We start from the raw sequence: 22,535 nt of genomic DNA on the forward strand, positions 1-22,535 counted from the left end.
TAGCCTGCGGGGGTTTCCTTTTGCAGCCTTGCCGATGAACAAGAAAAAGTCCGTCACCATCAGCGACATCGCCAAACGCGTGGGCATGACCACCATCACGGTGTCCCGCGCGCTGAGCAAACCTGACTTGGTCAAGCCGGCCACCCTGGCGCGCATCCTCGAAGTAGCGCGGGAGCTGGACTATGTGCCCAACGCCTTCGCGCGCGGGCTCAAGCGCAGTGAAAGCCTGATCATCGGCGTGATCACCGCCTCAGTGGACAACCCGTTCTACAGCGAAATGATCAAGGCGATTTCCCGCGAGGCCAAGCAGCACGGCTACACCATCATGCTGGTGGACACCGACGAGCTGGAAGAACTGGAAAGCAAAGCCGTGGACACCCTGTTGGGCTACCGCGTGGCGGGGATCATCCTGTCGCCGGTCTCGGACGAGCCGAGCTACCAACCCGACTACCTTGAACGCCTGGGCAACGGCAAGACCCCGGTGGTGCTGCTCGATCGCACGATCCACGACAGCCCGTTCAGCCGCGTGGTGCTGGACAACTACCACAGCGGCATCCAGGCCGCGCACTACCTGCTGCGCCAGACGCCCGACCTCAAGCGCCTGCTGGTGCTGACGGGGCCCGAACACTCACGCATCACCGTCGAACGCCTCAAGGGCCTGCACGAAGTGCTGGCCGAACATCCCCAGGTGCAGGTCGAAGTGCAGGCCGGCGACTACACGCTGATGCCGTCGTACCTGCACACCCTCGACTACCTGGCCGAACACTCGGCGCCGGATGCGATCATGGGCTTCAACCAGTTGATCACCCTCGGTGCCCTGCGCGCGTTGCGCATGCACAACATCCCCCACGACAGCCTGACCATTTGCGGCATCGACCGCCTGCCCTTCGCCGATATCTTCGGCGTGCCCATCGCCTGCGTGGCCCACGACGCGTCCTTGGCCGGCAGCAGCGCGGTACGCCTGTTGCTTGACCACCTCGAAGACCCGTTCAAACCACGGGACAAGGTGGTGATAGCCGGCCAGTTGGAAAACGGCTAGCGGCTGGTATAGCCGCCGTCGATGGGCAGGCTGACACCGCTGATCATGCTGGCGGCGCGGCTCAGCAGGAACAGCACCGGCAGCGCAACTTCCACGGTTTCAGCGAAGCGTCCCAACGGAATAGCCGCCAGCGCAGGATCACGCTTGGCCGGCTCGGACCAGGCCATGGTCGCCATCGGTGTGAGCGTGACCGTAGGATTGACGCTGTTGACGCGAATCCCAAAACGGCCCCACTCGGCGCATTGCACACGGGTGATCGCGTCCAGCGCGGCCTTGGACGCGCAGTAGCCGAGGTGATCGTCCAGGGCCACCAGCGAGGCCTGGCTGGAGACGTTGACGATGCTACCGGCGATATGTGCCTTGATCATTTTGGCGGCCACGCGGCTGGCGACTTGCGCGGCGGCGCGGGCGTTGACGTTCATCACTTGGTCGAACGCGTCGGCGCTAATCATGGCAGCGGGTTCCAGGCGCGAGATGCCGGCGCAGTTGACCAGGCCGTGCAGCGGCGGCAGGTCTTGCAGGGCTTTGTCGAGGGCGGTGCTGTCGGCGATGTCCAGGCAGAGGGTGTGGCAGCCGAGTTGGGCCAGGGCTTGGGCGTCGCGGCCGAGGGCAAAGACGTCAGCGCCGCTGGCGATCAACTGCAGGGCGATCTCGCGGCCGATGCCACTGCTGGCGCCGGTGACGAGGATACGGTGGTGGGTGAAGTCGAAGGCTGCGTTCATAGATCACAATCTCAAGAACAATGGAGATCCCCTGTGGGAGCGGCGGTGCGACGGTTCGACTTGCTCGCTCCCACATTTTTGGGCTGTGTTGAATCAGTTCGTTTGCAGGGTGTGCATGATCGGTTTCAGGGCGGGATACAGCTTCAAATACTCGGCAAACGCTTGGTCGTAGGTTGCGATATTTTCCCGCTGTGGCTCCGCCCGCAGCGCCAACTGCACCCACCCTTTATCCATCTCCCCATCACTCACCAACCCCACCGTATGCGCCGCCAACAACGCCGCACCCAACGCCGCTTCCACCTCCTGAACGATGGTGTACACCGGGTACTGCGTAATATCCGCGATGATCTGCATCCACAAATCCGAATGGCTCGCGCCACCCACCACGATCAAACGCGGGTCCAGGGAATGCGCCCCGCGAGTGCCCGCCTCGATGTTATGCCGCAGGGCAAAACTCACCCCCTCCAGCACCGCGCGGTACAGGTGAATGCGGCTGTGATACAGGTTCAAGCCGACAAAACTGCCACTTGCGCGGTCATCCCACACCGGGCTGCGCTCGCCCATCAGGTAAGGCAGGAACAACAGGCCCTCACTGCCCGCCGGAATGCTCATCGCGCTCTGTTCCAGCAGCGCCAGACTGTCCTGGCCGGTGGCCTTGGCCTGTTGCTCTTCAGCCTGGCAGAACTGCTCGCGAAACCAACTGACCGAGGCACCGGCGGTGATCGCACCGCCGAATATGTAAAGGTCCCGGTGGCCGTTGTAGACGTGGGGCATGCTCACCAAGCCGTGATGTGCATCCACCTGCTGGTTCAGGTAACCCCAGCACATGCTGGTGCCGACCATCGCCACGTGATTGCCCGGCTGAGTCACGCCCGCTGCCAAGGTGGCCATGGCCGCATCGACGCCACCGGCCAGAATCGGTGTGCCGGCCTGCAGGCCCAGGCGCAATGCCCAGTCTTGCAACAAGCCACCGACCACTTCACCGGAATACACCAAGCGTTCAGGCATCATCGCCTGCGGTATGCCCAGAGCATCGAGCATCTCGCCGGACCAGCCGCGCGCGGCCACATCGTAGACACCACCGATATTGCCGGCGCTGCTATGGTCCACCGCCAACTCACCCGTGAGGCACAAGTTGATATAGCTGTTGGGCGGCAGCAAGTAGCGGGTGTTCGCCCACACCTCAGGCTGGTGCTGCTTGAGCCAGAGCATCTTAGTGAAACCGTAGTAGCTGTCCACCGAGTTGCCGGTGACCTCGAACAAGCGTTCCAGGTCCACCTGCTCGCGCACCCAGGCCACCTGCTCGCCGGCGCGGCGGTCCATCCAGATCAGGCACGGGTGCAGCGGTGTGATCTGTGCATCCACCGCAATTCCCGAACCGCCATACAGGCTGCTGATGCACAGCGCCTTGACCTGCTGCGCCGCCACGCCCGCCTTGCCCATGCACTGCGCGACACAGGCTTCGACGGCGTCCAGCCAGACCTGCGGCCATTGTTCGGCCCAGCGCACTTTCGGGGTATCCACGCGATACCCCTGGCTGTGCTGGGCGATGATCGTGCCTTGACCATCCACCAGCAGCGCCTTGGTGCTCTGGGTTCCTATGTCGACACCCATCACGTAGTTCATGCTCAGGCCACCGGCTTCAACAGCACCTTGATTGACTTGGTCGAGTTGGCCAGCTCAAACGCTTCGGCGTAGTCATCCAAGGGGAAATCGTGGGTGACGATGCCCTTGGAGGTGACCAGGCCACGTTCGAACAGGTCGATGGCAATCGGGTAGCAGTAAGGCCCGAGGTGGGCACCGCGCACGTCCAGCTCCTTGCGGTCGCCGATGATCGACCAGTCGACCGTAGTCTCGGCGCCAAACACGCTGAACTCGACAAAGCGCCCGAGCTTGCGGATCAAGTCCAGGCCCTGGGTGACGCCGGCCGGTACGCCAGTGGTTTCGATGTACACGTCGCAACCATAGTTGTCGGTGAGGCCGTTGATGATCTCGCGAGCGTTGTCGCGGGACGGGTTGATCACCACATCAGCGCCGAATTTTTTTGCCAGTTCCAGACGCTCGTCGACCATGTCGATCACCACCAGTTTTTTCGGGGTTTTCAACGCGGCGACCTGGACCATGCACAAGCCGAGGGTGCCGGCACCGGCGATGACCACCACGTCGTCAAGCTGGACATCGCCACGGTTGACGGTATGGATCGAGCAGGCCATCGGCTCCACCAGCGCCGAGTCTTCCAGCGACACCGATTCAGGGATCTTGTGCACGATGGCGGTCTTGGGAATGCGCATGTACTGGGCCATGCCGCCTTCGGCCACTTCACGCTGGAAGCCGAAGATGTTGTGCACTTCGCACATCCAATACTTGCCCGATTTGCAGAAGCGGCACTTGCCGCAGGGCACGATCTGCTCGGCAATCACTTTGTCGCCTACCGTGACGTCGAAGTGCTCTTCGCCGCCCTCGCCGACTTCCACCACATAGCCAAAAAACTCGTGCCCCGGCACGACCGGCGCCTTGACCCACGGGTTGTCACCCCCCCAGAACATTGCCGCGCCCGAGTGGCACTTGCAGTCACTGGCGCAGATGCCACAGGCGGCGATGCGGATCACCAGTTCATTGGCACGTGCCTGAGGTTTGCCGATGCGTTCGAGGCGGTAGTCTTTGGGGCCGTGGCAGACGACGGCTTGCATTTCGGTGTGCTTATCCATGGTGTCTGATCCCGTTCTTGTTAGGAGTTTATTTATGGCGCTGACGGCTGATAAAAATCGCCAGCAGAATGATCCCGCCCTTGATCACGCTTTGGACGTAGGGCGAAACGCCAAGCATGTTCAGACCGTTGTTCAATACGCCGAGCAGCAGGGCGCCGAGCAACGTGCCGACGATGACCCCACGCCCACCGGCAATCGACGCGCCGCCAAGGACCACGGCAGCGATCGCATCGAGCTCGAACGACACGCCGGCATTCGGCTGGCCGCTCATCAAGCGTGAGGTCAGCACCAGCCCGGCAATCGCCGCCGTGAGGCCGCTGATGCCGTACACCAGCAACTTGAAGCGCGCGGCGCGCACGCCGGACAAACGCACCGCTTCTTCATTGCCGCCGATAGCGTAGATGTAGCGGCCGATGCGCGTGTGTTGCAGCAGCACATAGGCGGCGGCGTAGGTGATCAGCATGATCAGGATCGGCACTTCAATGCCGAACAGCCTCTGGCGGCCGAAGAAGCCGAACCACTCCGGCAACCCGGAAATCGGGTAACCGTCGGTGTACATCAGGCCCAGGCCACGGGCGATGCCCATGGTCGCCAGGGTGACGATGATCGGCGGCATGTGCAGGTAGGCCACGAACAGACCGTTGCCGATGCCGAAGGCCACACCGATCAACATGCCCGCGCCAATCGCCAAACCTGGCGGCAGCCCCGCGACCATCAACCCGGCGGTAAGCGTGCCGGACAAGGCCATCACCGGCCCCACCGACAAATCGATGCCGCCAGTGAGAATCACGCAGGTCATGCCCACCGCGATAATCGCGTTGATCGACACCTGGCGGGCGATGTTCGACAGGTTGCTGGCGGTGAGGAACGTGTCGCTGGCGAGGATCATCACCAGGGTCACCACCACCAGCCCCACAAACGGATAAAACGCCGGCGAACGCACTAGCCTCGCCAGGTTCAGGCGCAGCCGGCTGCTGTCGCCGCTGCTAATGGACGTATTCACTTGAGCCCCCTGTTGCATGGCGCATGACCTCTTGAGGATTGACGGCAGACGCTTCGAGCACCTTGACGATGGCGCCCTTGTGGAACACCGCGACGCGGTCGCACATGCCAATGACTTCCGGTAATTCGGAGGAAATCATGATGATTGCGTAGCCCTGCTCGGTGAGGCTGCGCATCAGCGCGTAGATCTGCGCCTTGGCCCCCACGTCGATGCCACGGGTGGGTTCGTCGAACACCAGCACGTTGCAGTGGTGATTGATCCAGCGGGCGATCACGACTTTCTGCTGGTTGCCGCCACTGAGGTTGAACACCCGGCTTTCGCTGCTCGGGGCTTTGATCGACAGCTGTTTCATCAGGCCTTCGACGCTCGCACATTCGCGGCTTTTGTCGATCAGGCCGGAGGCGTTCTGGTATTTGGGCAGGTTGTTCAGCGAGATGTTTTCGCGAATGCTGAAATCGGTGATCAGCCCTTCGCTCTTGCGGCTTTCCGGGAGCAGGCCGATGCCGTGGGCCAGCGCCTGGGCCGGGTCATCGAGGGTGATTTTTTCACCGCGCAGCCAGACCTCTTTGCTCACTGCCGGCAGCGCGCCCATCATGCCCAGCGCCAGTTCGGTACGGCCGGAGCCGACCAAGCCGGCAAAGCCGAGAATTTCGCCCTTGTGCAATTGGAAGCTGTTGTGGGGGCCGTTGCGCACCAATTGGATGTCCTTGACCTCCAGCAACAGCGAGCCGCGTGCGCTGGTCGGCTTGGGCGGAAAACTGCATTCCAGGCGACGACCTACCATCATTTCGACCAAACGGTCGATGTCACTGTCGGCCACATCGGTGACGCCGACATTGCCGCCGTCACGCAGCACGCTGATGCGGTCGCACACCTGGAAAATCTCTTCCAGGTGATGCGAGATAAAAATCACCGCCACGCCCTGGCGCTTGAGTTCGCGCATGATCTCGAACAGCAGGTCCGCTTCGCTGGGCGTAAGCGTGGCCGTGGGTTCGTCGAGCACCAGCAGGCGCGCATCCAGGGCCAGGGCCTTAGCGATTTCGACAAACTGCTGCTCGGCCACGCTCAGGTGCTTGACCGCGCATTGCAGGTCGATGCTCACGCCCAGGCGCCTGAACAAGGCCTCGCTGGCCTCGACCATCTCGCGCTTGCGCAACAGGCCGAAGCGGTTGCTCAGCTCATGGCCGAGGAAGATGTTTTCCACCGCCGTGAGGTAAGGAATCAGGCTGAATTCCTGGAACACAATGCCGATACCCGCAGCAATGGCATCGCGATAGGTCGCGAATTGCTGCGCCTGGCCGTCGATCAGGATCTGGCCTTCGTCTTGATGCTCGACGCCGCCGAGAATCTTCATCAGCGTCGATTTGCCCGCGCCATTTTCGCCGAGCAAGGCATGAATCTCACCGCGCTCGACTTGCAGGTTGATGGACTTGAGGGCCTGTACGCCCGGGTACCGCTTACAGATGTTTTCCAGCTTCAGAAGACTGCTCATACCGCCGACCTCGTATTCAGAAGGAAACCTTAAGCCCCACGGATGGCGTGGGGCCTGGACGATTTACCAACTGAAATCCTTGGCTTTGGCCTGGTCGATCAAGGTGATGTCCACTGGAATGGTGGCCGGCACTTGCGAGCCCCACTTCTTCGCCAGGGCAATGCCCAGGGCGAGGCGGATCTGGTCGCGGGGGTATTGGGCCGAGGTAGCGATGAATTTGCTGCCGGGTTTCTGGATCGCCTTGATCGCTTCCGGCGCGCCGTCGACGCTGACCAGCTTCACGTCCAGGCCACTGGCTTCGATGGCCGACAGAGCGCCGAGGGAGCCGTTGTCATTCACGCTGAAAATGCCCTTGAGGGTGGGCTGGGCCTGCAGCATATTCTCGGTGACGGTCAGCGCCTGGTCACGCTCCTGCTTGCCGTTCTGGATGCTGACAATCTTGATGTCCGGGTGCTTCGCAACGGCCTCTTTGCAACCGCGCACACGCTCCAGGATCGGCACCACGGCGATGCCATCGAGGATGGCGATATTGCCTTTGTTGCCGATGTTCTTGGCCAGGTATTCACAGGCCTGGAAGCCGGCGTCGAAGTTTTTCGAACCGACGAAGGAATCGAGCGGGCCATCCGCCTGGGCGTCTACCGCGACCACCACCACACCGGCGGCGTGGGCGGATTTGACGGCCGACTGCACGCCCACCGAATCGGTGGGGTTGATCAGCAGGATATCGATGCCTTTTTGCAGCATGTCTTCGACGTCACTGACCTGCTTGGACACGTCATGGCGGGCGTCGGTGATGATCAACTTCGCGCCGATGGTCGCCCCGGCTTCTTCCAAGGCGTTTTTCATGGTGACGAAATAGGGGTTGTTGATTTCCTGGAAGGACGCGCCAATGCGGATCGGCTTGGCAGTGTCGGCAAACGCCGGGGAAGCGGTGCCGAGGGTGATGCTTACAGCCAATAAACACAGGGTTTTCGGAAGCATTTTCATGGCATGGGTCTCTGTTTTGTTTTTATTTTTAGAGCAAATGTTATCGTTAACATTTTGCGAGAAGCTAGCAAGGAAATTAGGCAGGCGCAAGGGGCCGCTGGTCGGTCGCTCCCACATTAGCGTTGTGTACTACGCAAAAACTCGCACAAATTCGAGTAGCAACTAAGCTCATCCACCAACAATAAAAACACCGAGCTGCCCGCCATGCGCCACCCCACCGAGACCTTTCGCGTCCGCTACCGCGCTAACGTCGCGCCCCACTACAACCCCTGGCTTCACGCCAGTTTCGTGTTCGGCTACGGCGTTGCCTGCATCGCCCTTGCGTGGTCATCCACCGCCCACGTATCCGCATTGCAATGGCTGACCGTGCCCTTGACGCTGGTGTTCTTCAACCTCTGCATCTACCTGGTGCACCGCCACCTCGGCCACCATAAACATGCCTTGACTCGTTTGTTCTACGCGCGCCACACCGGCGATCACCACAGCTTCTTCACCCCCGGCCACATGACTTTCGACAGCCCGAGGGACTGGCGCGTTATCCTGTTCCCGGCCTGGCTGATCGTGTTGCACAGCCTGGCAATCACCTTGCCCGCCTGGTGGCTGCTTCAGCAACTGAGCCCCAACGTCGCCGGGCTGTTCGCCGGGTGCATGATCCTTGGGTATTTACTTTACGAAGTGTTTCACGCCTGCGAGCACTTGCCCGCCAATCACCCGCTGGCGCGCCTGCCGTGGATCCGCCAGATGCACCGGCTGCATGCCCTGCATCACCGCCGTGAGCTGATGCAGGGGCGTAATTTCAATATCGTGCTTCCCCTGATGGACTACTTGTTCGGCACCCTGCACTGGGAACCGCCTCCCCACAACAACCAGGAATCCACATGAGTACCCGCCCAAGAAAACTGCGCCATCTGCTGTTTGTGCTGTTTCTGGCAGTGATCGCCTTTCTGCTATTAATGCCGACCAAGGTGCAACCGGTGAATTGGACGCCGCCCAAGGCGCCCTCGATGAAAGACGGTCCCTACGCTGAGAACCAGCGTCTCAGGGGTGTGCAGAAGATCGGCGCCCAGGACATCGCCGGGCCCGAGGCCTTGCTGCTGGATGCCCAGGGATTTCTGATCAGTGGCCTGCATGACGGACGCATCATCCGCACCTCACCCGACAGCCGCAGCCTGGAAGTGCTGGCCAATACCGGCGGGCGCCCCCTGGGCATGGCGCTACACCCGGATGGTCGCCTGATCATTGCCGATGGGATCAAGGGACTGCTTGCACTGGATGCCCAACGCCAACTCACCCCCCTCAGCACCGGCGCCAATGACCTGCCGTTTGCCTTCACCGATGACGTCATCGTGGACGCCAGCGGACGTTATGCGTACTTCAGCGATGCATCGAGTCGCTGGGGTTATGGGCAGGACGGTGAAGCGGTGATCGAGCATGGCGGCGATGGTCGGCTGCTGCGCTATGACTTCAGCAACGGCAACACCGATGTGTTGCTGGACCAGCTGCAATTCGCCAACGGCGTGGCTTTGGGTCCGAATGAAAACTATGTGCTGGTGAATGAGACCGGCGCCTATCGCATCAGCCGTTATTGGCTCAAAGGCGAACGAGCCGGCACCCATGATTTGTTCATCGACAACCTGCCCGGCTTGCCGGACAACCTCAGCTTCAACGGCAGGGACCGTTTCTGGGTGGCGCTGTACTCGCCGCGCAATCCACTGCTGGACAGCTTTGCCGGCTACCCGCTGCTGCGCAAGGTGATGGTGCGCGCGCTGCTGGTGGTGCCCAAACCCATCGAGCGCAAAGCTTTTGTGCTGGGGCTGGATACTGAGGGTAACGTCATCGCCAATCTGCAGGATGGCAGTGCAGGCAATTACTCGCCCATCACTACCGCTCGGGAGTATGGCGACTGGCTTTACCTGGGTTCATTGAAGCGCACGAGCATGGCGCGCTTGCCGTTGGCGCTCGCATTAACAGGTCAATAAAACGGCCGTTAGCGAAAAAAAGGGTAGCCCATTATGGCTACCCCTTCTCATTTACGACGTTGAATCAGTGCAGGATGTCCTGTGTGCAGATATGCCCGAGGGTCACGTAAGGCACGTTGTCGCCACCCACGCCCACACCTGGGAACTCCTCCAGCTCGATACGCCAGCCACCGAAGTTGAAGGTAGTGGCCCAGTTGTATTTGACGCCGGAGCTGCTGTCCGGGTACTCCACACGGTACTCGCCGAAGCAATCGCCCAGCGCGGCACTGGACAGGGACGCACCTGCACTGTTGGTGGTGGCCTTGAAGTCGGTCCAGTGGAACTCGGTGCCCTCAAAGCGTTTGTCGACACGTAGCACTGGGGTCACCCCCAGCAGCGGCACGCCAGTGGAGTCGAACCAATTGGTGGACCAGGTCAAGGTCCGTGCCGCCTGCGTCGCCATCCAGAATACGTTGTTCGGCACCCGCACCACGTTGTCGCCCTTCACCTCAAAGCCGTTCAAGTGCGGCGCCGAACCCAAGGTCAGCTTGTACTCAGCCGTAGGGTCCTGGACCACAGCAGGGTTGGCCCGCACACGAACCTGGGCCACATAGCCCGGCGCGATACCGGAGGTCGTCAGGCTGGTATCAGCCGGCACCACTACCCAGTTGTTCCCCTCCAGACGCTCGAAGATCCATTGGTCCCGCACGCCCTTCTTGTCGTCGCTCAAGGCGATCGCCACGTTTTGGCCACGAGTGGCCTGAAAAGCGAAGTAATCGATATCGTTGGGGTTGTCGATGTTGCCCGTCACTCTGTTCAGGGCATCTGGCAGTACGAACGACGTCTGTGGGGTGTCGTTGGGCTCATAGGCATCGATGTTGGTCTCCACACCCACGCCAAAGCTGAATTGAGCGTTGTCGGCCTGGTTGGCCACCATGTACCAGTAGTAATCCCCTGCCGGCAGCACACCGCTCAGGTACTCATCGGCATTGCCCGGGTTGTCGGAGGTATCGATCAGTTGCGGGTCGCCTTGGCCATCATCGCGGAACAGGGTCAGCGACATGTTGGCGCCGGCACTTTGGTCAATCAATTGCACCAGCACGCGGGCGCTTTGTGGCAGGTTGAAGTGATAGGGAAAGTCCTGGCCGGTCTGCACGTCGGTGATGGTGTAGAGGGTGTTGACATCCAGCGTCGGAAACAGCGGTACAAAATCGGCAGCGGCGACTTTGAGTTTGTCCTGATCGGGTTTCTTCAGTTCACTGTCGGCGGTAGCAACCGTGGTGATTTTCGCCGCCTTGCTGGCTGCCACCTTGGACTTAGCGGCCGATTTCACCGTCATCGCCGCCTTGAGCTTTTGCTGGAGCTGCGGGGAAACCTGTTTGGACTCAAGCTTGCCACCGGGCTTGAGGGCTTTCTCGGCAGCCTGTTTGACGGCCTGGGCACTGAGTTTTGGAAGCGGTTGCGATGGGTATTGCTCGGCCAGGGCAAAGGCCGAAACGAAGCAGGAGGCCGCCATGGCCGCGCCCAGCATAAAGGCTTTTTTCGATTTCATTTTTTATCCATCCATAGTTAAAAAGTGAAGCTCAGGTGACATCCGATCACCTGGGATGGAATCTATGATATTACTGGATGTATGTACAGTGTATTTTTCAGGGAAATGTGTAAAAAAGGACACGCTCTTAGAGCCAAGTAATCCAAAGACCCCAGTAGGAGGCCAAAAATATCGCGAGACGATACAGCCATACAGCCCAGCGCTTGAGTGCTAAAGGTATAGCGGCCAACTCTGCCTCAGTCACAAAACCGTCTTTCACGTGGCGTTTTGGCATTGTCAGGATACTGATCATGAGGCACATACGATTAAATCTAGCGAGCCGCCGGTTTCTCCAGCGTTGCTGAAGTTTGAGCACCTCTACATTTTCACTGAAGTAACTTTCCAGCTCGTCGAGTTTTGCACGCGTGGCATAACACATCAGTCCCACAACAACGAACGTCCCAATCACCATCACGATGGTGTAGGTGAAAAACCAAGACATCGTTAAGCTCCCTCTGGTTGAAAGATCAAATCGCCATCTATCTCTATGACCTTGCCGCCCAAGAACGCACCACCTGCTCCCCCTAGATTGCCTCCTGCATACCCTCCAGCAGCGCCCCCAACAATTGCACAGTTCAGAGCACCGCTTCCTCTAGTCGCGACACCTAAAAAAATGTTGCATGCACGACGAGTTAGATCAGCACCCAACGCCCCAGCCCCCGCTGCCCCCAAAACCCCACCCGTAAACTTCCCCGTCTCCACATACTTCGCCCTCCGACACTGCGCCTCCCTTCCCGCCACACATGCCTCCTTGATCTCCAACCCCGCCGCCCCCGTATCCAACACCAACCCCACATAAGTCCCTTTACCCAACCACTTCGACATCTGCGCTATCTCCCGAATCCGCTTCGCATACCCCGCGATTTCACCCTTGTGCAGATAACTCTTGGTCGAAATCCCCAACACCTTTTTCAACGACTCATTGCCCCGCAATCCCGTACCAAAACGTGCCGCACCCTGCAGCTGTACATTTAAGCGTCGAAACACCGCCTGGCGCTGCTGGATAAACATCGCCCTGTCCAAACGACCGTCTTTCAACCGCTGATGCAGCCGCTCGATTTCTTCCAGCGTTTGCGCCACTTCATTCAAGTGCCGCGCCCACGCCGATGTCGCGCTGCCGATACCCATCGAGCCATTCGCCAGGAAGCTCTGCAGCAAGTCATAGTTCTCGAGCAACACCGTGCCGGCCGCGGCATTCAGCTCCAGATTTCGGCGGACTTCTTCGGCATGGCGCATCAGCCAGGCTTCCTCGACCGAACAACTCACGCTGTGGCTGTCGGGAATAATCACCAGTTGGCCCTGAGCCACAAAGCCAGTGCGCAAATGCCGGTTCAACACATCAAAATGGTCGGAACGCTGGCGGCTCAGGGCGCCGCCCATCAACCGGATTTTCAAGCTCTGGTAGTCCGTCGCGCGGTCGTTGATATAGCTCTGCGCCATGCCCTACATCCAGGATGCAATAGAGATGGCGTCGAAATATAAGCAAGCGCCCACGCCCCGAACACAAGTCCAGGGGGGCCGATTCACATTTGGGAAGTTACCTACACAGCGAAGAAATAGAGCCTACAAAAACCACGCTAATATCCGGTCATCTCCAGATAACCTACCCCACCGTCAAACTGCACCGGGCCTTCCCAGTACGGAATACTCAGGTTCATCCAGGCTTTGGGGTTGACGGCCTGGGGGGTGATATCCAGCTGTTTGCCAGGAATTTTCAGCGACCAGCGTGTAGGAATGTTGCGGCCGTCAATGTGGGTGGTTTCCAGCGGTGTCAGCTGGATATCCGCGTTGTGCAGGGTTTGCGTACGCCCTTCGTGATCAATCCAAGTGCCGGTCATATACGACGCACCGTCGGTTTGTCGCACACGAAACAGCATCAACTGCTCGCCACGGTCCAGGTGCAGCGAGAACCAGTCCCAGCCGGTCTGGCTGGCGGTCAGCGGTTGGCTGCTCCACTCGCGGTCGAGCCAAGCGGCGCCGGTGACTTGATAGGTCCTGCCGTCGATGCTGACGCTGCCCTTGGCGTTGAAAAACGGCTGGCTGTAGTAGTACGACGCTTGGCCCTGGTTGGATTTGCGGCTGTAGCCGCCGTCGCCCTGCAGCACCAATGGGCGACTGGAAGTGAGGTGCACGTCATAGGCGAATTGCGCGCCGTTGGCCTTGAGCTGCATGTCCGCCAACGCGCTCGCGGCACCGGGGCGGGTGGCGAAACTCCAGTCGTCAATCCAGGCGTTGAACGGCACCGCCTGGACGCCGGCCTGGCCGACGCCACCTCGGGCGTAGCGCTCGGCGGCGTAGTGGTGGGTGGCGGAGGTGACAGCGGCGTGCCCAAGCCAAATGGTCGAGTCGTGCCAGCCCGTTTGCGTCGGCCCGGCCTTGAGGGCGTTGCGAAACAACGTCCATTGCACGCCGAATACATTGCCTTGTTCATCCTTGAGGTTCGCGGTGACGTACCACCATTCAATGCGAAAGCCGGCGTGGGAACCATGGTCTTCGGGGAAGCTGAAGACTTTGCCGGGCACCACTTGGGCGAAATCTGCCGCGTCACTGCCCAGCCCGGCAAAGCTTTCCTGCGGCTCTGGGACTTTGTCGCAAGCGCCCAATAACACTAAAAACGCCCACAACAGGCACTTAATCTTCATTGGCAAACGTCCTCAACAAATCCGCCGGGCGGCTGCGGTACAACTGCCACAACGGCCAGGCCGAGGCCAGCAAGGTCGCAAGCATCGCCAACCCGAGCAATTGAGCCAGCTGCCACGGGAACACCTGCAACGGCAAGCGCCAACCAAAGGCCTGCACATTGATCACGGCGTCCAGGCACCACGCCAACAGCAGGCCGAGCGGCACAGCCAGCACCAGCGTGAGCACCGCCAACAGCCAGGTCTGGCCGAGGTTGAGCAGCATAAGTTGCCGACGCGTGACACCCAATGCCCACAGCGGTGCAAGTTGGCCAAGGCGGCTCTGGCTCTGGGTCAACAGGCTGATAAACAGCGCGACACCGGCCACGCCCAACGTCAGGCTGTTCAGCGCGGCCGTGGCGGCGAAGGTGCGTTCGAACACTTGGCTCGACCAACCCTTGAGTTGCTGTTGATCGATGATGCGACTGTCTTCCAGGGCAAAGGCGCGTTGCACCTCACGCACCAGCGGCGCCACGTCCGACGGTGAAACCCGCAGGTTGAAACGCGCCGGTGACAGCGTCGGCCAGTGGGCCAACAGGTGCTGGGCATTGACCAGCACGTGGCCCTTGGGGTTGCCGTAATCGGCGTAGATCCCCACCAGTTTGGGCGCCCACACGCCGTGTGGCGTGGGGATGCTCACGCTATCACCGAGCTGCACACCGAGCCTGCGCGCCAATTGCTCGCTGAGCATCAAGGTATCGCCACGCTGCAACTGGTCCCACGGATCATTCGTCGCCTCAAGCAACGGCCAGTGCTGGCGATAGGTCGGGTCGTCGACCACGCCAAACAAGTCCGCCGGCCAGCCCTGCAATTGCACCGCGACCTGCCAGGTGGGCAACACCGTTTGTACCAACGGGTGTTGCGCCAGCCAGTGACTGAGCTGCTGCGCCTGCGTCGGGTTTTGCGGGTTGAGGTACAGCTCGGCGGTGAGACGCTGCTCCAGCCAGTTATTGAATGTGTGACGAAACCCCGAGGTCATGGAACCCGCGCCAATATTCGCGGCCAGGGCCAATAGCAATGCCATCAGCGCAAGACTCAAAGCCGGCAACTGTTGGCGGCAGTCCGCCAGAAACCATTGGCCGAGCACCGAACGGCTGCGCCCCAACACGGCCTTGAGCAGGCCATTGAGCACCACCGGCAAACCGAGTGCAGCGCCAAGCAACAAGGCGGCCATCAGCACAAAGCCGGCGGCCAGGCTATTGCCCAACCACAGCGCCAGCACCGCGATCAGCAGCGCCGCACTGGCCACCCAACCTTGACGGCGCAACCAGCGCCCATGCGCCTCATGCCAGGCCTGGGCGTTGGCCAGCGCCAGCAATGGCAGGCGCGCCGCCCGCCATAAGCTGCTGGCGCCAGCGAGCAAAGCGCCGAACAAACTCAAGCCCAACCCCGCGCCCCACCACCACGGGCTCAGGTTTAACTGCCCCGCCACCTCGGCGCCATACAAGCCGCGCAGGCTGGCCGCCACATCCGGCAGCAGCAGACTGGCCAGCAGGTAGCCGCTCGCCACACCAAGCACGCCACCCAGCAATGACAACACGCCGAGTTCGACGCTCAGGCTGACGATCAACATCCGCACGCTGACCCCGCAGGCACGCAAGGTACGCAACAGCCCGCGCCGCTGCTCCAGGGCCAGGCCGATGGCGGCGTGCACAATAAACAGCCCCACCACAAACGACAGGAAGCCCAGCGCATCGAGGTTCAGGTGAAAGCTTTCGGTGAGGCGCGCGAGGTTGTTGTCCTCGCCCTGCTTGAGTTGCAATCCGGCGGGCGGCGTGGGGTGGCCGGCGGCAAAAGCCTTGTCCACCAGCAGGCGCGACAGGCGCTCGGGCATCTCCAGCACAGGTTGGGCAAAACCAATATCGGTGAGCAGCAAGCCGGGCGCCATATCCGGTTGGGCTTGCAGCGGCGGCAGTGTATGACCGCTCAAGGTAGTCGGCTGCTGACCTTCGTACAGCCCTAGGCCCTGCAAGGTCTGCGGCGCGATCCAAGTGCGCCCCGGCGGCTCGAAAAACGCCAGCATCTGCGCCTGGCTCAAGCGCTGACCCGCCACCGCACCACTGCCGGGCAACGACACCGGGTCGATGCCCATCAACTGCAAGCGAACATCTTCCAGCCCCTTGAGCTGCACGCGCCCCTGCACCACCGGCGACACCGGCCACCCGGCACGACGCAGCTGGGCAAACACCGCCTGCGGGAAAGCGGCCTCGTCAGGTGCACTGAGGCTGGCCTGCGGTTCACCCCCGATCAATTGGCTGGCGCGGGCATAGCTGTCACGCGCCTGGCTGTTGAGCGCTTGCACACCAATCAACAGCGCGGTGGCCAGCCACAGGCCGGTGAGCACGCTGAAGAACTGCACGGGATGCCGCCGCCAGTGGCTGAGCAGCGCGCGTAATGTCCAATAAAACACCGCCATCTCAAGCGGCGCCTGCCGGTACGACACGGCCGCGGTGCAGCACCACCTGCCGGTCCAGCCGTGCGGCAATGCGCGGGCTGTGGGTGACCATCAACAGGCTGGTGGGGCTGTCGCGCAGCAAGTCGAGCAGCAGTTGCAGGACTTCATCGCTGGTGGCTTCGTCAAGGTTGCCGGTGGGTTCGTCGGCCAACAACAGGCCCGGCCTTGACGCCAATGCCCGCCCCACCGCGACCCGTTGCTGCTGACCACCGGAGAGTTGTTCCGGGTAGCGCTTGAGCAGATCACCCAGGCCCAGGCGTTCCACCAGTTGCGCCTGCCACTGGGGGTCAAACCGCCCCGCCAGCCGCGCCTGGAACGCCAGATTGTCCTCGACCCGCAAGCTGCCGATCAGGTTGAACTGCTGGAATACCAATCCGATTTGCGTACGCCGCCAATGGGCCAGTTGCGCCTCGCTGAGCTGATCGAGGCGCTGCTCACCCACCTGGATACTGCCGCCATCCACCCGATCCAGCCCGGCCACCAGGTGTAACAGGGTGCTCTTGCCGCTGCCCGATTCGCCCATCAACGCCAGGCTGCTGCGCTCGGCCAGGAGCAGATCGACACCGGCCAACACCGCTAACGAACCCTGGGGGGTGGCGTAGCTTTTAGACACTCCTTGCACCTGCAACATGGCAACACTCGTTTGATGGGCGGCAATCGAGAATAACGGTTGCGGCTCCCAGCCACGCAAATTTTTCACATTGATTTCACCGGCTGCCCACTCACTGCACTTTAAATTGCCGGCCATGGGTCATTCGTCGGCAACTTGTTAGTTGCCACGCCTGACAACGTTTAACCACAACATGTTCAGCGAAAAGACAGCCCACCTGTGACAGCCTCCGGCACCACTACGGGCATTCGCCAACACGTTGCGACCAACTAACACGACACTGCCAACAATGCCCATGGTGAATGAAGTGGTTGACCTTACCCTGACCAAACCGCGCTCGCGCCGGGCCTTTATCAAGCGCCTGCGACCGCTATGGCTGGGGCTATTCGTGGTCGGCCTGCTGGTCGCCGGCAACCTGCTCTGGCACGCCTCGCCACGCGACCTGGGCGTCAGTGATCGCCTGCTGACTTCCCACGTGTTGCCCCTCTGGCGCGACGGTGACCTGATCGTGCTGGTGCGTCACGAAGAGCGCTGCGACCGCTCGACCAACCCTTGCCTGGGCCCCGTGGAAGGCCTGACGATCAACGGTAGCCAACAGGCGGAAACCCTGGGCAACGCCTTTAAAGCACTGGGCATGGAGGGCAGCGACACACTGGCCAGCCCCGCTATCCGCACGGCTCAGACGCTGCGCTTCATGTTTGGCAAAAACGAAGTAACCTCCGGCCAGCAAGCCGTCTGCGGCGCGGCGATGGGTGAAGAACTGCTCAGCCACAAAACCCCAGGACGCAATCTGGTTTTCGTCACCCATAGCGGTTGCATTGCCGACTTTGAAGCCACCCTGGGCTTTCCCCACGCCACGTTCCCCCAGTACGGCAGTGCGCTGTTCGTACAGGTATTGCCCCACGGTAAATTCAAGACCTTGGGCATCGTCAACAATCCCGACTGGCCCGCCGCGCTGAAACAACTCTATTAACTTACCCTTCGGCCTGTTCAGCAAAAAGACAGCCCTGCTCTGGCATGTTTAGTTGCGCCTGTTCATTAAGGACGTCATGACTATTTCCCGTAACTCAATGAAGGCTGTGGCCATTTCCGTTATTACTTCATTACTTCAAACATCCGCCACTAAGCGTCAGGGAGCGACGTGTTCATGAATCGATTAAAGCCCCTGCCGGTAGTGTTGCTGGCCTTTATCGCGTTTTACCTGTTGCCTCTGGGCCTGCACGGCTTGTGGACCCCGGACGAAACCCGCTACGCCCAGATCAGCCAGGAGATGCTGCAAAGCGGCAACTGGGTGGCGCCGCACTTCATGGGTATCCGCTACTTCGAAAAACCCGCCGGCGGCTACTGGTTGATCGCCCTGGGCCAGGCAGTGTTTGGCCAAAACCTGTTCGGTGTGCGCATCGCCTCAGCCGTGGCCAGCGGCCTGAGCGTGCTGCTTGCCTACCTGGTTGCCCGCCGTTTGTGGAATGATCCGCGCAAAAGCTTCGCCTGCGCCTTGCTCTACCTGAGTTTCGGCCTGGTGGCCGGGCAAGCGGGCTACTCCAACCTTGATCCGCAATTCACCTTGTGGGTCAACCTGAGCCTGGTCGCCCTGTGGTTTGCACTTGAAAGCGCCACGACGCGTGCTCGCCTATACGCCTGGGCCGTGCTGGGCCTGGCCTGCGGCCTGGGTTTCCTGACCAAAGGCTTCCTGGCCTGGGCCCTGCCAGTGCTGATTGCAGTGCCCTACATGCTCTGGCAACGCCGCCTGGGCGAGTTGCTGCGCTATGGCCCGCTGGCGATGGCGGTTGCGGTGTTGGTGTGCCTGCCGTGGGCACTGGCGATCCACCTTCAGGAACCCGACTTCTGGCGCTTCTTTTTCTGGAATGAACACATCCGCCGCTTCAGCGCCGACAACGCGCAACACGTGCGTCCGTGGTGGTTCTTTCTGCCGATCATCGCGGTGTCTTGCCTGCCGTGGGCAGGTCTGCTGCCCGCCACCCTGTGCAAGACCTGGCAGGAAAAGCGCCAGCCGGCGATCACCTTCCTGGCCCTGTGGTTGCTACTACCGCTGGGCTTTTTCAGCCTGAGCAACGGCAAGCTGCCGACCTACATAATGCCGTGCCTGCTGCCTCTGGCATTGCTGATGGGGCATACCCTGGTCGACCTGATCAGCACCGGCCGCGCCCGCACAATCTGCCTCAATGGCCTGCTCAACTTCGTGATCGGCATGGTCGCCATGATCGGCTTGATCTACCTGCAAATCGCTCGGCCGATGTACAGCAACAGCCATGCAGAGATGTTCAGCCTGTCCCTGGCTTTTATCGTGTTACTGGTGTGGATCCTCACCAACTTGTTGCAAGCGTTTCGCCCGCTGACGTTGTGGGCAATGCCGGTGCTGGGCATCGGCCTGCTGGTGACCCTGCTGCCAGCGAGCATGCCGGCGTGGATCGCAGATAACGAAATGCCCGACCAGTTCGTGCTCGAACACCTTGAAGAATTGCAGCAGACCAACGCACTGTTGAGCAATGAACTGAGCAATGCCAGCGCCCTGGCCTGGCGCCTGAAACGCCCGGAAGTGGCGCTGTATGACACCGAGGGCGAGCTGCGCTACGGTTTGCAATACGCGGGGTCGGTACGTCGCAAAGTCGAATTGGAGGACGTACAAACCTGGCTCAAGGACGCGCGCCAGCGCGGCTCGGTAGGCGTGCTGATGCGAGTCAACAGCACCAGTGAAATGCGTGAGGCAGGGCAACTGCCGCCTGGGGGCAAACGCTACCACAAGGGTTGCCTGGAACTGATCATCTACCCGAAATCGGCCTGAGGGCGGCATTGTGGATAACTGAACGCGGTGATCCTGCTGCTGTTATTCGGCGTGGTCTATCCATTTGGCAGGCTGGCGGCATGGATAAATGCCTCATCCAGACTGTCACCACCGTATGTGCTCATGAAGCTTTGCGCGTCTGTGAAACGGTTGAATCGCCGCTGACTAAGCATGTAAAAGTCATCGCAATGCATGACGATTTCATCAACGTTGTGCGACGAAACCAGCACCGCGACACCTTCCGCCGCCGCCCCCTTCAGACATCGCCAAATGTGATAACGAAACTCAGGGTCTACACCCGCCGTGGGTTCGTCCAGTATCACCAGGTCCGCGTTGGCGCAGAGCAATGACAAAGTAAAAAACCAACGCTTTTCTCCGTAGCTACAGAGGGAGGATTTTTTGTTCCAAATGTCGCAATACCTTTCTGCAATGCCGGGGCTCCATTTTCCGATCCTCTCCAGAGCGTGCTGTTGAGTGACCTTTGTTTCGGAGCAAAAGAGCATGGTCATTTTGAAGATGTCGAACATGCGGAACACGGGGGGCGTGTTGATGATTTGCGACAGGTAAAGCAGTTTGGAAAAAGAGTTGTTTATCTCACCGCCAGCAATCTTCTTCAGGCCACAAATCACATCGAAAAAGGTAGTTTTTCCGGAGCCATTAGGGCCCAGCAACCCTGAAATGGAGCCCGACTCAATTGTCAGAGTCGCATGATGCAACAAAATATGAGAGGCATACCTGACGTCAAGAGAGTTTGCGATAAGCCGCTTCATCAATAACGACTCCATACGGGATTGATAAGTAAAAAGCGAAAGGTCAAAAAGAGCGAAGCCAACAACAAAACGATAACCATCAAAACCACCAGCCGGCACTCCGCCAACCCGACTAACATAACCTTGTTTGCCCACCCCATTGGATTAAAAAAACTGACGACGGTAATGACTGGACTGGAAGAACCAGCACTCACAATTCCAAGCGCCAACATCGTCAGGGATAACATGGAAAAGACAGTACTCGCATTCTGGAAACCCAGCGGCACCAGCGTCAGCAAGAGCGAGGGTATGGAAAAAATAAGAAAACATATATAAAATCGCGCCACCACAGTTAAGTATTCAGCACCATTAAACACACCCAAAGAATGACGCGTGAGCACATAGAAGACAGTGCAATACAGTACTGCAACGGCCGAATACGCGAGAAACTGCCCCACAAGAAAGATAATTCTTGTTCGGCCCGTATAAACGAATGACCGCAGAAAGCCACTTTCCCTCCGGCCCACGATGTAAAACGCCAGACCAAATAGCGCCACACTTGACGCTACAAAAGCGTAAAACCAGGAAGTGCTGGACAAATAATCGACAGCGGTATCACTCACTGGAACCTTGGTGTAGGTGATCAAATAGTAGGTCGCCACAGGAGATACCACTGTCCAAAATAATGCAACAGGCTCTTTCAATTGTTCCTTTATAAAGAGCGCCGCGAGTGAACATGGCGCGAACAACAAATACTGATTCATTATTCACCTCACGGAACGGGACCTTTCTTTCTAATACTCAACCGCTTACCAACCCGCAAAAAAAAAACACTCTAGCCCTCCCGGAGAAAACCGCAACAGTTATAAACATTTAGCGCAGGACAGCTGACGATTTTAATTAGGAAGTTTCACTCACCACTTTCGGAATACTAACAATTGCACAAAGTGCCAAAGTTTCTTCCAGCCTTCCTCATCAAATACGACCTTTTATAAAATCAATACGATACGGCTTACCAAATCATAAGAAACAGAAAGCTCCAACTCAGATATTTTTTGCAGGATGACGATTATTCCTACAAGCACGCATAAAACAATCCGACAAATGGCACCATTCATAGCGCGCCCGAACAGATATGTAACCCTAATTTGACTCCGCTTCGTCGTTCAGCAGCGAGCTAGTCTTATGGGCTGGCAACCCCCTCACCTGCTCCTGCACCGCCCGCCCCTCGGCCCGATTGCGAATAAACCCAGCCCCAGTGAACCGTTCCAGAAACTGCACCGGTAACGACGTGCCCGGTGTCACCGCAGGATGCTCGGCCACATCCCCAAACAAGGTGTAAGCCGCACTCGGCAAGTGCCGGGTGTTGAGGTCGCTGGTCAACCGTCCTTCCTGCAATACGATCGCGCGGTTGGTGACCCTTTGCAGGTCGGAAAGGCGCTGGGATATGTAGAGGATGGCCACGCCTTGTGTGCGCTGACTGTCGACCAGGCAAAGCAGGCGTTCGGTGTCGGGTTCCGGCAAGGCCGCGGTGGGTTCGTCGGGCTGTTGGTGCACGGCCACAATGCCGACTCGGCGTGCCGACAAGGGCGAGCTAAAGCGTTGGCGCTGCCCATCGACCCACGGTTCACCGGCATCCGGTGCCAGGGTGCTGCGGAGGATTGTCACGCCCGAATTAAATGCGTTGCCTCATGAACAACTCAATAGCTGAATCGCATAGCAAAAAGACTTTGAGTTATA

At 59.8% G+C, this 22,535-nt stretch carries 20 protein-coding genes; 5 read left to right on the forward strand and 15 right to left on the reverse strand.

Going from position 1 to position 22,535, the window contains the following annotated elements:
- Positions 1 to 34 precede the first annotated feature (34 nt).
- Positions 35 to 1,039, forward strand: a complete 1,005-nt coding sequence (locus AACY08_RS01735) for a LacI family DNA-binding transcriptional regulator (protein ID WP_339467570.1) — start codon at positions 35 to 37, stop codon at positions 1,037 to 1,039.
- Here AACY08_RS01735 and AACY08_RS01740 read toward each other — a convergent pair.
- The 6 genes from AACY08_RS01740 to AACY08_RS01765 form a co-directional block, all read right to left on the reverse strand.
- Entirely contained in the window at positions 1,036 to 1,761 is a 726-nt protein-coding gene (locus AACY08_RS01740) for an SDR family oxidoreductase (protein WP_339418021.1), read from the reverse strand. The two genes, AACY08_RS01735 and AACY08_RS01740, sit on opposite strands and share 4 nt — an antisense overlap.
- Before the next feature lie 93 nt (positions 1,762 to 1,854).
- On the reverse strand, positions 1,855 to 3,387 hold the full coding sequence (locus AACY08_RS01745) for an FGGY-family carbohydrate kinase (RefSeq protein WP_339467572.1): 1,533 nt from the start codon (positions 3,385 to 3,387) through the stop codon (positions 1,855 to 1,857).
- A gap of 2 nt (positions 3,388 to 3,389) precedes the next feature.
- Positions 3,390 to 4,469: an alcohol dehydrogenase catalytic domain-containing protein gene (locus tag AACY08_RS01750; protein ID WP_339467575.1), complete on the reverse strand. Its 1,080-nt coding sequence runs from the start codon at positions 4,467 to 4,469 to the stop codon at positions 3,390 to 3,392.
- 28 nt (positions 4,470 to 4,497) lie between these two features.
- On the reverse strand, positions 4,498 to 5,490 hold the full coding sequence (locus tag AACY08_RS01755; protein WP_339427870.1) for an ABC transporter permease: 993 nt from the start codon (positions 5,488 to 5,490) through the stop codon (positions 4,498 to 4,500).
- Positions 5,456 to 6,964 carry a sugar ABC transporter ATP-binding protein gene (locus tag AACY08_RS01760; protein WP_339467576.1) on the reverse strand — a complete coding sequence of 503 codons (1,509 nt, stop codon included), beginning with the start codon at positions 6,962 to 6,964 and terminating at the stop codon, positions 5,456 to 5,458. The genes AACY08_RS01755 and AACY08_RS01760 overlap by 35 nt, the downstream gene beginning before the upstream one ends.
- A 63-nt stretch (positions 6,965 to 7,027) precedes the next feature.
- Positions 7,028 to 7,951 (reverse strand): substrate-binding domain-containing protein, encoded by a 924-nt coding sequence (locus tag AACY08_RS01765; protein ID WP_065880947.1) that lies wholly within the window; start codon positions 7,949 to 7,951, stop codon positions 7,028 to 7,030.
- Between the two features lie 204 nt (positions 7,952 to 8,155).
- On the opposite strand from AACY08_RS01765, the gene AACY08_RS01770 reads away from it, so the two are divergent.
- Together AACY08_RS01770 and AACY08_RS01775 are read left to right on the forward strand one after the other, a co-directional pair.
- Positions 8,156 to 8,833 (forward strand): sterol desaturase family protein, encoded by a 678-nt coding sequence (locus AACY08_RS01770; protein WP_339467577.1) that lies wholly within the window; start codon positions 8,156 to 8,158, stop codon positions 8,831 to 8,833.
- Entirely contained in the window at positions 8,830 to 9,930 is a 1,101-nt protein-coding gene (locus AACY08_RS01775) for an SMP-30/gluconolactonase/LRE family protein (RefSeq protein WP_339467580.1), read from the forward strand. The genes AACY08_RS01770 and AACY08_RS01775 overlap by 4 nt, the downstream gene beginning before the upstream one ends.
- 64 nt (positions 9,931 to 9,994) lie before the next feature.
- Here the strand turns inward: AACY08_RS01775 and AACY08_RS01780 are convergent, their stop codons facing one another.
- From AACY08_RS01780 to AACY08_RS01805, 6 genes are all read right to left on the reverse strand, one after another.
- Positions 9,995 to 11,461 carry a hypothetical protein gene (locus tag AACY08_RS01780; protein WP_339467582.1) on the reverse strand — a complete coding sequence of 489 codons (1,467 nt, stop codon included), beginning with the start codon at positions 11,459 to 11,461 and terminating at the stop codon, positions 9,995 to 9,997.
- Positions 11,462 to 11,588: 127 nt separating this feature from the next.
- Positions 11,589 to 11,942 carry a hypothetical protein gene (locus AACY08_RS01785; protein ID WP_339467584.1) on the reverse strand — a complete coding sequence of 118 codons (354 nt, stop codon included), beginning with the start codon at positions 11,940 to 11,942 and terminating at the stop codon, positions 11,589 to 11,591.
- 2 nt (positions 11,943 to 11,944) lie between these two features.
- Positions 11,945 to 12,940, reverse strand: a complete 996-nt coding sequence (locus AACY08_RS01790) for a hypothetical protein (protein ID WP_339467586.1) — start codon at positions 12,938 to 12,940, stop codon at positions 11,945 to 11,947.
- Between the two features lie 137 nt (positions 12,941 to 13,077).
- The gene (locus AACY08_RS01795; RefSeq protein ID WP_339467588.1) at positions 13,078 to 14,142 is read right to left on the reverse strand and encodes a lipocalin-like domain-containing protein; all 1,065 of its coding nucleotides are present in this window, start codon (positions 14,140 to 14,142) and stop codon (positions 13,078 to 13,080) included.
- The gene (locus AACY08_RS01800; protein WP_339467589.1) at positions 14,132 to 16,594 is read right to left on the reverse strand and encodes an ABC transporter permease; all 2,463 of its coding nucleotides are present in this window, start codon (positions 16,592 to 16,594) and stop codon (positions 14,132 to 14,134) included. The genes AACY08_RS01795 and AACY08_RS01800 overlap by 11 nt, the downstream gene beginning before the upstream one ends.
- Position 16,595: 1 nt before the next feature.
- Positions 16,596 to 17,264: an ABC transporter ATP-binding protein gene (locus AACY08_RS01805; RefSeq protein WP_339456990.1), complete on the reverse strand. Its 669-nt coding sequence runs from the start codon at positions 17,262 to 17,264 to the stop codon at positions 16,596 to 16,598.
- A 274-nt stretch (positions 17,265 to 17,538) separates the two neighbouring features.
- Between AACY08_RS01805 and AACY08_RS01810 the strand changes: the two genes are divergently transcribed.
- Positions 17,539 to 18,216 carry a histidine phosphatase family protein gene (locus tag AACY08_RS01810; RefSeq protein WP_339467745.1) on the forward strand — a complete coding sequence of 226 codons (678 nt, stop codon included), beginning with the start codon at positions 17,539 to 17,541 and terminating at the stop codon, positions 18,214 to 18,216.
- 174 nt (positions 18,217 to 18,390) lie between these two features.
- Complete coding sequence (gene arnT, locus AACY08_RS01815) at positions 18,391 to 20,046, forward strand: lipid IV(A) 4-amino-4-deoxy-L-arabinosyltransferase (RefSeq protein WP_339467590.1); 1,656 nt, start codon at positions 18,391 to 18,393, stop codon at positions 20,044 to 20,046.
- Between the two features lie 56 nt (positions 20,047 to 20,102).
- Here the strand turns inward: arnT and AACY08_RS01820 are convergent, their stop codons facing one another.
- The 3 genes from AACY08_RS01820 to AACY08_RS01830 all read right to left on the reverse strand — a co-directional run bounded on the left by AACY08_RS01820 (position 20,103) and on the right by AACY08_RS01830 (position 22,463).
- Positions 20,103 to 20,816: an AAA family ATPase gene (locus tag AACY08_RS01820; protein ID WP_339467591.1), complete on the reverse strand. Its 714-nt coding sequence runs from the start codon at positions 20,814 to 20,816 to the stop codon at positions 20,103 to 20,105.
- The gene (locus AACY08_RS01825; protein ID WP_339467593.1) at positions 20,816 to 21,559 is read right to left on the reverse strand and encodes an ABC transporter permease; all 744 of its coding nucleotides are present in this window, start codon (positions 21,557 to 21,559) and stop codon (positions 20,816 to 20,818) included. Before AACY08_RS01825 ends, AACY08_RS01820 begins: the two co-directional genes overlap by 1 nt.
- Positions 21,560 to 21,938: 379 nt before the next feature.
- Positions 21,939 to 22,463, reverse strand: a complete 525-nt coding sequence (locus AACY08_RS01830; protein WP_339467595.1) for a hypothetical protein — start codon at positions 22,461 to 22,463, stop codon at positions 21,939 to 21,941.
- Positions 22,464 to 22,535: the final 72 nt, after the last annotated feature.

The sequence above is a fragment of the Pseudomonas sp. EL_65y_Pfl1_R83 genome, from assembly GCF_963970695.1.
In the GTDB taxonomy this organism is placed as follows: Bacteria; Pseudomonadota; Gammaproteobacteria; order Pseudomonadales; family Pseudomonadaceae; genus Aquipseudomonas; species Aquipseudomonas tritici.